Consider the following 12,282-nt stretch of genomic DNA (forward strand, 5'->3'; position numbering starts at 1 on the left):
GTATACAACCTCTGCTCTCTGAAAGCTGGTGACACGTTTAACTTTAAAGTAATACCAAAATAACCAAGATCACCAAAAAGTAAAATAAAAATCCAGAGAACTTAAAAATATTAACTGTTTAGCCTACACTAGAGAAGATAACTTGCAACATTCACGGAAGATAGGTATGAAAAAAGCCTTTTTATGCATTCATTTTTGACTGCTAAAAAGGTGGTGAAGCCTTGACAGACAACAAAATGATTTTGGCGTGTATACAAAAGCATCAACCAGTGTTCTATACACTTTCTCTCGTATGTTCTCTCATCTAATTGTCTCTAGCTATTCCAGACTGTTGGTGGTGACTTACATTCTGGCATTCTTGAAGCCACTCGTTTTTAGTGGACAAATGCTTCCTAATGACTCGAAGTTTCTTCGAATATGCACCCTTTCGGTTTGGTATGGAGATTTTTGTCGGTTTCTTTAGGAAGCACCAATCAAGTCCATGCCTCACCTCTGAAGGCTGAACCGAAAGTCATTTTAAGGGCTTCTTTTGGCGTTTCAGCCTTTTTAAGAGGTTTTCCATCTTACGCTTTTCTATTGCAAACAGCCTGTAAACGTTGTCAACTTCTTCCATAAGCCTTCGACGCATTTTTTGATTTTTCTAGTTGAATGAACCTTTTTTCAAACTTTTTATTAAAAAATGGGTTTTTCGGTCATCGAAACTAGACTTATTGTTTTTCCGTTTCTTCTATATTGCGGTTTCTGAAATAACCCTATAATTAGTCGCAAGAGCATTGGCACGTGAGGGACGAAGGAAGAACTGAAGGAGAAAGAGTATAAAGGGTGTTAATGCTTGTCTGTTGACTATTTCGGAAATGGAGTAGAAGTCCTAGAACGTACAGTTAACGGCAAAAAAGTTAAAGTGAAATGGAATTGGGGAACCTTCAAAAGCACTGAAGGCTTCCCAGTGGATGACAACTTAATAAATTGGGTTATTGGACAGGATCAAGCTCTCAAAGAATGTTTTCTCTGCCTAGACGAGTGGGTTCATAAGCTTAAATGGTTAGAGAAAACAAAATGGTATGAAAGTTGGAGTAGCCCAGACAAGCCTAAACCTTCAGCTAAAACCATCATAAGCCCCGGACCATACCTTCTACTTTTGGGAGACCCTGGAACCGGCAAGTCGCTTATTGGAAGAGCATTAGCTGAAAAACTGACTCAGATTTATCGGGAAAAAGGCATAAAGCTTTTTGACGTTCTATGTTGGAAAAACCCTCTACTGCCAAGTCAGCCTAGAATTTCAATTCATGGAGCTGGAGAAGGAAAGAAAATTCTTCAAAGGGAGCAACTTAAGGAGCTTAAAAGGAAATTTGTTACAAAAGTGGGATTGAAAGCGTTACAAATATTCCTCATTCTTATGGGTTTGTTTTTGATGTGTTTAGGCTTCTACTTCATGTATCAGGCTTGGCAGACCTGGAACGCAAATCCCATATACGCAAATGAGCCTCTTCAAGAATATTATGATCATAACTTTACAAGCTATTTCATAGAAAGACTCATCAGCTTTGTTCCTCTAACATTCATTCCAGGCGGTAGCCTAATTTTCTTCGGAGTTTTTATTTGGTGGTTCTCCAGGATTGGCGGCGTGGGAACATTAAAAGGTATCGGAGGAGCACAACAAAGCGACATACCAAAACTTATAGTGGACAACAGTTCTGGACGTGCACCTTTCGTTGACGCAACAGGCCACAGGAGCGCGCAACTCTTTGGTTCAATAGCTTGGGACCCCTATCAAACCGGCGGGCTAGGCACACCGGAGCATCAGCGAGTTACAGCTGGAGACGTTCACAGAGCATCGCTTGGCATATTGTATATTGATGAGATAAAGAACCTTGACCCCGAAGAAGCCATAACGCTTCTCACGGTACTTGAGGACGGACAGTTGCCAATAACCCTTAGGGGACGGTGGCACGGGGGAGACACGGCGGCCATGGCAGTTTCCACGGAACCTGTCCCGGCCATAACATTTCTTGTTGGCGCTGGAAACTTTGACAGCATACACCAGATCCATCCAGCTTTGATGGATAGGATTTATGGTTACGGCAAAGTTGTGAGAATGAACAATGATATGCCCAACACTGTGGAGAACAGACGTAAATACGTGCAGTTCATCGCCCAAGAAGTTAAGCGCTTCAACTTGATACACTTCAGCCGCGAGGCTTGTGAAGAAATAATTGAGGAGGGGCGAAGGCGCAGCAACAAGAAAGATGCCTTGACCACTCGTTTTAGACCGTTAATTTCCATAATTAAAACTGCTGCAACTCTGGCCATGAACGAAGGCTGCAAGATTGTTGAGCGGCGGCATGTTCGTGAAGCCATAGAAAATCACTGTAAAACCATTCAGAGGCAGATCTTGGAACATGAAATTAATGAGAGAGGAAAGCTTCTTGAAATAAAACCTGAGGGCGTCAAGCTTGGGCAAATATATGGTTTGGCTGTTGTTCGAGATCCATACAGCGGCGAGATGACAGGTAGTGTCCTTTGCGTAAAGGCCACTATGGTTAAGCGAAGTGAACTTCCAAGAGACTATCCCATTAAGGGTTATTACAAGGTAACCGGTGTAGCCAAAGGACAAAGCTTCATAGCGGACAGTATAGCCAAAGTCCGCAGCGTAATCCTCCAAAAATACGGTATAGACATAGCTCAAGACTATCTGACACATATAGACTTTGCCCAATCCTACGGTGTAGACGGTCCATCAGCTGGCGTAACAATGGCAATACTGCTATGCTCACTTATTGAGGGTAAACCCATAAGGCAAGATGTGGCTGTTACTGGCGAAATAAACCTAGGTGTAGGTGATTCCATACTTGTGACAGCGGTTGGTGGGGTACACGAGAAAATTAGAGCCGCGGAGGCATGGGGATTCAAGAAGGTAGTTATTCCGAGAAAGAATTACGAGCACTCTATAGATCCTAGAGACTACAAAATTGAGGTTACGCCGGCAGCCACGCTGGACGATTATTTGAAGGAATGCCTCGTGGAAGAAGCCACAATCAAGGTTCCGATTCAAACACATCGAAAACCAAAAATTTAAAAGATTTAAAACACGAAACAGCTTTAACTTTGCACCTAAAATCTTAAAGTCAGTGCACTATAGATGGCTAAGGAAATAGATAAAGATGCCATTCGAAAATGGCGAAAAAGAGGGTTTTACAGCGAAAATGTCCTCGTAAAATTGTTACAGAAAAACGGCTATAACGCAGTACGAATACCGGTGAGCAACCCGAGTTTAAGTCCGCTGCCAGACGTGGTTGCAAGAAAAGGCAACCATGTCTACGCCTTCGAAGTTAAAAACGCTGGCTACTACGCGTATTTCCCAAGGCAGCAAATAGAGAAGCTCTTTAGGTTTCTTGAAGAGCTCATTCCGTTGGATAATCAATTTAAGCATGCTGTGGTCGCCGCCCATCTCGGTAAAAAATGGATTTTTAAGGAGATAAGCTGGAAAGACTGGAATAACGGAAAGCTTCCAGAAAAAGTTAGAATCCTAAAAAGAGATAGGGGAAACTTTAAAATAGGATAATTGAGGCGTTCGAACAAACGAAACAGATAAAATTCCCTTTCCTTGAATTTTCAAAATAAAATAGAGAGGCGAGTACCTATGTCGCAGGTTCAAGGTATAATCATCAACTACAGAGTAGGACCAAAAACACAAAGGTCAAAAGAATGCATCATCCAATTTCCACACATTAATTCAGTTTCCGAAGCCAGCAGACTAATCGGACGCAAAATAGCATGGAAAAACGACAAGAACAAAATAGTAGGCAAAATCATAGGACTACACGGCAAAAAAGGGCTTGTAAGAGCTAGATTCAGAAAAGGTTTGCCCGGGCAAGCCTTAGGAACAACCGTTGAACTGGTTGGGTAAAACTGAATTTTAAAAGGCTGGCTAAACCGTCTGACACTTCCCGTTTTTATATGCATAAAATCTTTTACGTTAACTATGCCTTTCCCGTGAACACTTTGATGTAATTAGATTTTTGAAAAAAATTTAAAATAAACAGTTTTTATGTAAAAATGGCAGGACATGGAAGATTTCCACTCCAAATTTGATTTTATTGATTCAATTTTTGAAGAATTAAAATGGAAATATTAAAAAATGATTAAAAAGTTTTGTTTTATAAGCTGTTTTCCTTAAAAGCTGTTACCAAAAATGCGAAAATAGCTTTACATTAAAGTCTTATCATGCTATCGCCGCTTAGGTTGTAAAGGAAACTACTTTAATAAATGGTTGCAAGCATTAAGCTAGAGTTTGGAGGGCAGGGGCACGTTTGAAGATTATATCTTGAAAACTCCAAAATCTAGAATTCTATACGAACGGGCCAGGAAGGTTCTGCCGGCAGGTGTCTCCTATGCGATAAGGCATTTTGACCCCTATCCATTTTACGTGGCTAGAGCTAAGGGGGGTAAACTTTACGATGTCGACGGAAATGAATACGTTGATTTTTGGCTTGGACATACAACTCACATCTTAGGGCACAGTCCGCCGGCCGTTATTAAGGCGGTTAGGGAGCAGCTTGAGAAAGGAATTCATTATGGCACTGCTCATGAGCTGGAAATAGCCCTTGCAGAGCAGGTCACCAAAATGATGCCCAGCGCTGAAATGGTGCGTTTCACAAACTCTGGAACAGAAGCGAACATGTATGCGGTTCGCCTTGCCAGAGCATATACTGGGCGCGTGAAGATTGCCAAATTTGAAGGTGGATGGCACGGGGGCTACGATGCACTCCACAAGGCGGTAAAGCCCCCATACGATTTGCCTGAATCCGCTGGTTTAACACTAGGAGCCTTAGATGACACGCTAGTCCTGCCCTTTAACGATATCGAAGGAGTTAAAGAGCGACTAAAAGGCGTAGAGGATAAAGTTGCCGCCGTAATCATAGAGCCTGTTTTAGGAGCTGGAGGAGCAATTCCAGTGGAAAAGGAATTCTTGAGGGAGTTGAGAGAATTCTGCGACCAACATGGGATACTGTTAATTGTTGATGAAGTGATTACAGGCTTTCGTTTGGCTCCCGGAGGTGTCCAACAATATTTTGGCGTCAGACCAGACCTAACAGTTCTTGGAAAAAATTTTAGGCGGGGGCTTTCCAGTAGGCGCCTTTTGCGGCCCGGTTGAAATTATGGAAAGGATTGACCATACCCGTTATCAGAGACCCCATTACTCGTTTCACGGCGGAACTTTCACAGCAAACCCCATAACCATGACGGCGGGTTTAACAACTCTCAAAATTCTCGAAGATGGACATCTAATAAACGAGTTAAATCGTCTCGGAGACAAAATAAGACAGCAAACAGCAGACATTTTCAAAGCTAATAACATAGACGTGCAAGTCACCGGAACAGGCTCTTTGTTTTCTGTCTATTTCACCAAAGATGAAGTCAAGAATCCTAATGCTGTCCTAAGAGCTGACATGAAAAAGCTTCTAGAGTATCATTCAAGACTGCTGGTAAACGGCGTATTCTTCCTTCCAGGCCATTATGGCGCGTTATGCACAGCACATATGAAAGAAGACATTGAAAAGCTCTTTTCCGAAACGGAAAGTTTTGCCAAAGCTTTAAAGTGATTTTCGTCGCTGTCGCTCAATGATTTCTCTACTTTTCAAGAACTGTTCGGCCCTTTTTAGGTCTACCAAAGTGTTAACGTTGAAAAATGTTTTAAGTTCAGGGTCAAATTGCTGAAGAACAAGAGTTGAAATATAGCGTATTCCATTAAGGTTTTCAATCATAGAGTGCATGTCAAGTTTCCCAGCGTTTAAGGTTTTTTCCGCTGCATCCAATGCTAGTTTAATGTGATATGCTGCATGTAGCGGTTCGATATGGCCATCAGGCCATCGTGGAACAACCGCGCTTTTATTTATGCATATTTCAAGGAGTAATGTCAAAGTTTCTTTTAAAACCAGTGGGATGTCACATGGAAGCAGAAGCGCATACCTTCCGCAAGTTTCACTGAACCCCGCTGATGCTCCTGTCAAGGGACTTTGTATTTCACTTTTGTCGACAATAATTTTTGCATCTGATTTCAGAGCTTCAGAGAATTTTTTCGCTTGAGCCTTAGAACTTACAACAACAATCTTTTCATCTACAACATCGTCAACCGCATTCAGTACGTAATCAACAAGGGGTTTTCCGGCCAACATTATCAGTCCCTTGTCAGAGCCTAACCATTTGGAAAATCCTCCAGCCAATATTACCGCCGACTTATCCAAACTTGAAACTATCCTCGTAATTTATTGAGGTATACTGACAGCTAACGCTTCTATAAGCTTACCGCCTTTATCGGGATTTTGCCATGGCTGACGCTACCTCTACAATTATGAACAGGCCAATCAGCAGAAGGATTGATTGCCAAAGGGGAAGCTAGAAACCAACTATGGCCATTCCGCCGAAAATAAGGGCAGCTACTTAAATTAACAAGCCGATTTTACTTAGCTTCAGTTTAAGTCCAACTTTGGCAATGTTTAATCCTATTAGGATTATCCCCACTCCAAGGGCGATATAAGCTCTATTGGAAAGCCATAGTTTCAACTGCAATCCAGCTTAGACCGATCCAGACAAAGGATAAACCCAGGCAAGGGCCGTCAAGGCCACATTTCTATACCGTATACATGAGTTAAAAATGGATGTAAGAGATTTTTAAGGAATTTAATGGTCTACAAAAGTTAAAAATTTAAAGGGACTCTATAATCGTTTCTGTTCGGTGATAATATTTTGAGTGGTTAAATTTTACTTTTTGCCAGAAGTTTTCTCGTAGGCAGCCATAGCTACCATAGCTAAGGGACACGTTACATCCTCAGGTTTTAGCAGGCTATGAGTGGGCTGAGCAAAGAGACATCCATCAATAACACACTTGTATTTGTTTTTATCAAGTTTTTCTATCTGGAAAACTTTAACTATTCCAGCTTCAATGAACTGTCTTGCAAGGTTTTCCAAGATTTTTCGACGCTTTTTCCCTCAATAAGTTTAACATGGAGTTCCTCATCTAGCTTCCTAACCGTTTCTAGGCATTGTAAATAAAATGGTTTAGTTTTTGGATTAAAAACCAAAAATATTGAAATTCACAGGAGAGGACTCAAAACGCCGTCGATATCAAATTGCCGATAAGCGATTAAAATTTGTCTATTTTGGCCGCCATGTCTCCTAAAATCTTTGTAAATGGATGTTCTGGCTTTTCATGAACAAAGATTATTTTGCCTTCAGCCCTCGAAATGTCACAGAAGCAGGGTATAACTCCCAACAGAGGAACCCCGTAGGTTTCTTTCACCATTACTTGAAGCTTATCTTTTCGAGTGGTTAGAGCATCGTTATACATGACTTTGTTCAAAACGAGCTCTGTTTTCTTTTCAAAAAGGTCGTAAAGGTTCTTTAACATGCGTTTTGTTCCTTCAACATCGGAGTTGTCAAGTGTGGTGGCCACAACTACGAGGTCTGCAGCAACTATAGCATTTATTGATGAATATTGTAGTCCAGGACTTGTGTCGAAAACTATGTAGTCGAAACCCTTAGCGTTTAAAACGGAGTTTCTAAGTGAGAGCAATCTTCCCAAGGCGCGCATTTCCCATTTCCTATCTTTTGATGACATGTCTCTAATGGCTTCGATGGAAGGGTTAGCCAGTCCCGTGAAGAATTCGCCTTGATTGTTGATCCTTTCACTTAGATTTATCAAAACCTTATCTATTTCGCATAGGCCGTTGAGATAGTCGTTAAGCCAATAGTCTGCTCCCTTTATATTTAGCAGTGTCGAGAGGCTCGGTGCTCTAAAATCTAAATCCATGAGGCAGACTTTTCTGCCAAGCTTGGCTAGGGATACCGCCAAATTAATTGAAAGGAGAGTTTTTCCAGTTCCACCCTTATAAGAGTGAACTGCCACTATTTTGCCCATATCTCATCCCTGCCCTTCCCTGTCTATGTAGAAATAGGCCTTCCGCCCTTTTCGCTCCTTTTTCAGGTAGCCCATAATAACAAGCTGGTTTAGGTAGGCGCTTTCCACAGCCCTTGCTCTACGGGTTTGCTGGGCAACCTCGTCGGCTGTGGCGCGGCCAAGCCTGCAAACAGTCATGGCAGTTTTCCTTAAATGATCAGGCATGGAAAGAAGCGTCATGACATCAAGTGGGGCTTCTGGACTTATCGGTTCGAATTCTCTTTTTCCATGTTTTTGAAGCTCGATCATAATTTCCATTTTTTCGTTTAGTCGTTCAAGGTTTTCTTTGATCTTTTCCAATATTTGAAGGGGCTTTTTTCCTCCAAATGCGTCTTTGTCTGAGCTGGACAATGCTGTTTCCTCTGTTTTACGGATGTACACGTTGTATTGGGAAAAAGTGTTTATTAAGTCTTACGAAATATCTATACTGATGTGAACAGCTTCAAACCCAATTAAAACCCAAAATCCAGATGGAACATTAGTTTTAGCTGGAAACGTTCCAAACGACACTAACAACTACCGCAAAAGCTAACGTAGAAATATCGAGAATAGAAGGATTCGAATAAGATGCACGATAATAATATTTATCACAATAAGGAAAAATTTCGGTTAGGTGTCAGCTAGTAGGGCACAGGGGCCTTGTTTCTGGCTTCTTCAATTATTGGCAAAACCTGTTTTAGTTCTCTGAAATGTTTAAGAACTGTTACGCCTCTTGGGGTTATGGCGTAAACAACGCGTCTTTTGCCGACGGTTCTCTCCTCAACAAGGTTTTGTTTGATTAAAAAGTCCAGGTACTCTTTTAAAACACTGCAGTTTACATTCGCTTTATACATAATGTGAGTCAGCTTCAACGGGCCCCGGTGAGCCAACACCTTAAGGATGTCAATGTACATTTCAAGCTTGGACCGTCTCATCATCCAAACCTCTTTGCCATATTTTCCTAAATTTTATATAAAGCTTTTATGGATTGAAACTACGTCTTTTTTCTCTTTAGTTTCCATTAGTAGCTCCTTTTCGCTTGTACACGTTTTAACACGTTTATTCTATTTTGGAATGCTGTGACAAGATCATCTAGCAATATTTTTTGAAATTCTGTCGATAGGTCTGCAAGGTTTTCTTTGAAAACCTCAGCCATTTTAGCTTTTATATGTTTTCTCTGTTGGGGTGTAAACTCATGCCTCAAGGATTTTCCTCCAAGCATGAACAAAATAAGCCGAGCATACTTAACTAGCTTGTGAACCCAAAATATAGATTTAGAATCCACATTTGCCGTAATCTACTAAACACCCAGAAAGAGACAATTTTGTGTCTGCTGTTGACCGTTAAGGATGATTTTCTCTGTTTTTGGGAAAAGAGGGACCACTGTTGTGTTACTTGATGTATAGGTATATCAAGTGGGTGTGAATGCTTTTTTCATAGATTTTGATGCTTTTAACCGGGTTTAGCCCTTCTAACCGATAGTCATGAACTAGTATTCTTGTGCCTTTTTGGCATTCTGTGGCGATTTTTTCGGATAATCTGCTGATAATTGTGGGAAAAGGATACAAGTATATTACGTTTAACCTTGAAATGTCAACGGCAAAAATGTCCGCGCAAACAATATCTATTAAATGGTTTACTCCGGAATTTTTTGCTTTCCAGTGGGCAAGCATAGCTAGTTTCGGATTGATTTCAAAGCCTACGCAATAAGTCTTAAATTTTTCAGCTGCACGCAGAAGCACCGTTCCGTCTCCACAACCAAGGTCGGCGAAAACTTCTCCTGGTTTAACTTCAACCATGTTCAAGGCTGCGTCAACCACACTGAGCGGGCTTGGAAGATATGGAAACTCTAAAAGTCTTCTAACTAAAGCTGGCTCAAGGTTGCGGCTCATTTCCAGAAGGATTAAATGAAACTTTTTATTTTTCAACTTTCCCTATCCTTATTGCCGGATGATGAGAAGGCATTAGGTTGACAAGAGTGGATGAAATTTCAGAGTTACTCGGACGGCGAATTAAATGATGCATGAATCGTTCTGGTCAAATCCTATAAACGTGATCTAAGTAAGAAACTAGCGTGACTCACGTTTTGTTTTTCCTAAAGTTTATAAATACAATTATACATAAAATTGCAGTCTGAGTGGTATGGCAGCTATTGATAAGGATTTCGTGCTTGGCGCTTTTAGGCGTATGTTTATTGATGTTGTTTCACACTCTCTTTGCGAGTCAGCTGGGGAAAGCATTGTTTTTGTTTTGAGGAGTAGGCTTGGGGTGATCCTTTTGAGGTTTTTTGGGAGCGTCCTAAAGCAGTTTATGAAGAGTTGAGGAGGATTTTTGGTGATGGAACAGATGTTCTCATTAGTTTATGGGTTAAGGCCTTTAGGCGGAAGGCCGAAGCCAACGTGGATCCAGAGAAGTTTTTGCAACTTCTCCGGCGAGGTGACCCAGAGTCGGTTGAGAAGGTTCGCCATATGTTGAAAGAGTTGGTTATCGCATATCATGAAGTTTCTAAAAAAGGTAATGTGGAGGCGTGATTTATGACTAAGAGAGCCCCATCGGGAGTTGACAGTCTGGATGACTTAATTAGCGGAGGCTTTCCGAAGGGTAGCACAATCCTTGTTTGCGGCGGTGCTGGCACTGGTAAGACGGTTTTTTCAGCTCAATTCCTCTATAAGGGTGCAATAATTCATGGCGAGAATGGCGTTTACGTCAGTTTTGGAGAGAGTCGCGAAACCTTCATGAGTTTTATGAAGACTTTTGGATTTGACTTTGAAAAGTTGGAAGCTGAAAGGAAATTTGCGTTTTTGGAAATGATTACAGGCAAGAAAGAGATACATTCTGACTTGACCAAAATGATTTTGGAAAAAGTCAGCGATTTAAACGCTGAAAGGCTTGTTATCGACCCTATTACAGCCATTTCGCAGGCATATGAAGGAATTATTGACGCGAGAGCGCTCATACACACAGCCCTCGGGAAAGTTGTTAAAGAATTAGAATGCACAACTTTAATGGTTTCAGAAGTTCCCGCGGGAAACAATTCTATAGGCCAGGGAATTGAAGAATTTGTCTCCGACGGCGTAATCCTGCTTAAAAGAAAACTTTACAATGAAAGACTGCTAAGAGAAATGGAGATTGTAAAGCTTAGAGGAACCAGAATCAACTATCCAACGCTTACATTCACGTTGGATGGCGGCTTTCATGTATTCCCACCTCAAACCATTTTTACTTCTGATTTAGGAAAGTATGAAGTTGTCCCTCATGATAAAAACTACTCAACAGGGATACGTGATTTGGACAAGCTTGTTGGTGAAAGCTTCGTCAAAGGGGGATTTAATCTTATTGAAGTGGATGCTGATGTGGCTTTCCCACTAGAGCGTCTCATAGCTCCTACGGTGTGTAACTTCCTTAACCAAGAACATGGAGCAGCCCTTCTTCCACCACAAGGATTAAGCGCTCAAGCCTGCAAAAAAATTTTGGAACCACACGTAGATGAAAATATCATAAACGAAAACCTTAGGATAGTTGATTTCAGAGTAGCCGGCGAAACCTTGAAAGTTCCTACCTATGTCTTGCCTCTTAGGGGTGCATTCATAGCAGAGGATATGAACAGATTTTGGGATGCCGTAACCAAACTCCGAGAAAAACACAAAAACCAGTGTTAACCATCGTGGGATACGATGCTTTGGAGTATACTTATGGGGAAAGAGAGATTTTAAAAATTCTAAGTGAGGATATAGCAAGAACTAGGAACCTTGAAGATTTGAGGATTAACATTGCAAGATCAACAACAGGAATAACCAGCCATTTAAGAGCTTTAGCCAACGTGCACCTAAAAATATGCCAGATCAATGGCGCCACCCTAGTGTATGGAATAAAGCCAAGAACACAAATACACTACATAGAAACCAAGGTTGAAAATAATGTAAGGAAAATTAAGCTAAAACCAGTTGTCTAGAATATTATTGTTAGAAACTTCCGTCGCCAAGTTTCATGTTATAGGAGCACAGTGAATTCTGTTTATGTTTTTTGGGATTTTTTCCTTGCTCGCAACTCTATCTTGGCTACTTTTTCTTCCCATTCATAAAGTACAAAGCGTTTCCTTGAAAACGCAAAGTGGAAGGCTAAGCCTAAACCCCATCCGACGAGTACCCATGGAAACCAGAGAATATCACGTGATGCATAGAGATTGACAATTATGAGGAAAGCGTTGACTATAATGTATGCCACGAGGTGTGTAAGGAAACTTCTATTTGGCCTCTTCAATTTCCAATTCTTTCCATGCTTCTTTAAAATCTTCTACCGTTGACATAACCGTTTAAATGATGTTAGACAACGTTTAAAAAGCTTCC

The 12,282-nt window shown here is 41.1% G+C and carries 16 protein-coding genes; 8 read left to right on the top strand and 8 right to left on the bottom strand.

What is annotated here, in order from left to right; all coding sequences use genetic code 11:
- Positions 1-832: 832 nt before the first annotated feature.
- The 5 genes from KEJ24_01580 (at position 833) to KEJ24_01600 (ending at position 5,603) form a co-directional block, all read left to right on the top strand.
- Positions 833-3,076 (top strand): AAA family ATPase, encoded by a 2,244-nt coding sequence (locus KEJ24_01580; protein ID MBS7646516.1) that lies wholly within the window; start codon positions 833-835, stop codon positions 3,074-3,076.
- Positions 3,077-3,139: 63 nt separating this feature from the next.
- On the top strand, positions 3,140-3,562 hold the full coding sequence (locus tag KEJ24_01585; protein ID MBS7646517.1) for a hypothetical protein: 423 nt from the start codon (positions 3,140-3,142) through the stop codon (positions 3,560-3,562).
- Positions 3,563-3,640: 78 nt separating this feature from the next.
- Positions 3,641-3,907: a 50S ribosomal protein L35ae gene (locus KEJ24_01590; protein ID MBS7646518.1), complete on the top strand. Its 267-nt coding sequence runs from the start codon at positions 3,641-3,643 to the stop codon at positions 3,905-3,907.
- Positions 3,908-4,324: 417 nt separating this feature from the next.
- The gene (locus tag KEJ24_01595; GenBank protein MBS7646519.1) at positions 4,325-5,155 is read left to right on the top strand and encodes an aminotransferase class III-fold pyridoxal phosphate-dependent enzyme; all 831 of its coding nucleotides are present in this window, start codon (positions 4,325-4,327) and stop codon (positions 5,153-5,155) included.
- Positions 5,100-5,603, top strand: a complete 504-nt coding sequence (locus KEJ24_01600; GenBank protein MBS7646520.1) for an aminotransferase class III-fold pyridoxal phosphate-dependent enzyme — start codon at positions 5,100-5,102, stop codon at positions 5,601-5,603. Before KEJ24_01595 ends, KEJ24_01600 begins: the two co-directional genes overlap by 56 nt.
- Here KEJ24_01600 and KEJ24_01605 read toward each other — a convergent pair.
- The 7 genes from KEJ24_01605 to KEJ24_01635 all read right to left on the bottom strand — a co-directional run bounded on the left by KEJ24_01605 (position 5,595) and on the right by KEJ24_01635 (position 9,864).
- A complete protein-coding gene (locus KEJ24_01605) occupies positions 5,595-6,245 on the bottom strand; it encodes a molybdenum cofactor guanylyltransferase (protein ID MBS7646521.1) in 651 nt (216 codons plus the stop codon). The genes KEJ24_01600 and KEJ24_01605 overlap by 9 nt on opposite strands.
- Before the next feature lie 517 nt (positions 6,246-6,762).
- A complete protein-coding gene (locus KEJ24_01610) occupies positions 6,763-6,969 on the bottom strand; it encodes a hypothetical protein (GenBank protein ID MBS7646522.1) in 207 nt (68 codons plus the stop codon).
- Between the two features lie 175 nt (positions 6,970-7,144).
- Positions 7,145-7,918: a MinD/ParA family protein gene (locus KEJ24_01615; GenBank protein MBS7646523.1), complete on the bottom strand. Its 774-nt coding sequence runs from the start codon at positions 7,916-7,918 to the stop codon at positions 7,145-7,147.
- Between the two features lie 3 nt (positions 7,919-7,921).
- Complete coding sequence (locus KEJ24_01620; protein MBS7646524.1) at positions 7,922-8,215, bottom strand: hypothetical protein; 294 nt, start codon at positions 8,213-8,215, stop codon at positions 7,922-7,924.
- 362 nt (positions 8,216-8,577) lie between these two features.
- Complete coding sequence (locus KEJ24_01625) at positions 8,578-8,874, bottom strand: transcriptional regulator (protein MBS7646525.1); 297 nt, start codon at positions 8,872-8,874, stop codon at positions 8,578-8,580.
- 83 nt (positions 8,875-8,957) lie between these two features.
- A complete protein-coding gene (locus tag KEJ24_01630; protein MBS7646526.1) occupies positions 8,958-9,140 on the bottom strand; it encodes a hypothetical protein in 183 nt (60 codons plus the stop codon).
- 187 nt (positions 9,141-9,327) lie between these two features.
- Positions 9,328-9,864 (bottom strand): class I SAM-dependent methyltransferase, encoded by a 537-nt coding sequence (locus tag KEJ24_01635; protein MBS7646527.1) that lies wholly within the window; start codon positions 9,862-9,864, stop codon positions 9,328-9,330.
- A gap of 390 nt (positions 9,865-10,254) precedes the next feature.
- Here KEJ24_01635 and KEJ24_01640 point away from each other — a divergent pair, with 390 nt between their 5' ends.
- Genes KEJ24_01640 through KEJ24_01650 form a run of 3 tightly spaced genes read left to right on the top strand, consistent with a single transcriptional unit; the run spans position 10,255 to position 11,888 of the window.
- Positions 10,255-10,467, top strand: coding sequence for a hypothetical protein (locus tag KEJ24_01640; protein ID MBS7646528.1), 213 nt, complete (start codon positions 10,255-10,257; stop codon positions 10,465-10,467).
- 3 nt (positions 10,468-10,470) lie between these two features.
- Positions 10,471-11,595, top strand: coding sequence for a hypothetical protein (locus KEJ24_01645; GenBank protein MBS7646529.1), 1,125 nt, complete (start codon positions 10,471-10,473; stop codon positions 11,593-11,595).
- Positions 11,596-11,615: 20 nt separating this feature from the next.
- The gene (locus KEJ24_01650; GenBank protein ID MBS7646530.1) at positions 11,616-11,888 is read left to right on the top strand and encodes a hypothetical protein; all 273 of its coding nucleotides are present in this window, start codon (positions 11,616-11,618) and stop codon (positions 11,886-11,888) included.
- Positions 11,889-11,950: 62 nt separating this feature from the next.
- Here KEJ24_01650 and KEJ24_01655 read toward each other — a convergent pair whose 3' ends face one another.
- Positions 11,951-12,196: a 2TM domain-containing protein gene (locus KEJ24_01655; GenBank protein ID MBS7646531.1), complete on the bottom strand. Its 246-nt coding sequence runs from the start codon at positions 12,194-12,196 to the stop codon at positions 11,951-11,953.
- Between the last annotated feature and the right edge of the window lie 86 nt (positions 12,197-12,282).

This window comes from Candidatus Bathyarchaeota archaeon, assembly GCA_018396705.1.
In the GTDB taxonomy this organism is placed as follows: domain Archaea; phylum Thermoproteota; class Bathyarchaeia; order Bathyarchaeales; family Bathycorpusculaceae; genus DRVP01.

Bases quoted from the DNA above. Each gene is read 5' to 3' on its own strand.
- KEJ24_01625 (MBS7646525.1), bottom strand. From the start codon at position 8,874: ATGATGAGACGGTCCAAGCTTGAAATGTACATTGACATCCTTAAGGTG.
- KEJ24_01620 (MBS7646524.1), bottom strand. From the start codon at position 8,215: ATGGAAATTATGATCGAGCTTCAAAAACATGGAAAAAGAGAATTCGAA.
- KEJ24_01615 (MBS7646523.1), bottom strand. From the start codon at position 7,918: ATGGGCAAAATAGTGGCAGTTCACTCTTATAAGGGTGGAACTGGAAAA.
- KEJ24_01645 (MBS7646529.1), top strand. From the start codon at position 10,471: ATGACTAAGAGAGCCCCATCGGGAGTTGACAGTCTGGATGACTTAATT.
- KEJ24_01590 (MBS7646518.1), top strand. From the start codon at position 3,641: ATGTCGCAGGTTCAAGGTATAATCATCAACTACAGAGTAGGACCAAAA.
- KEJ24_01585 (MBS7646517.1), top strand. From the start codon at position 3,140: ATGGCTAAGGAAATAGATAAAGATGCCATTCGAAAATGGCGAAAAAGA.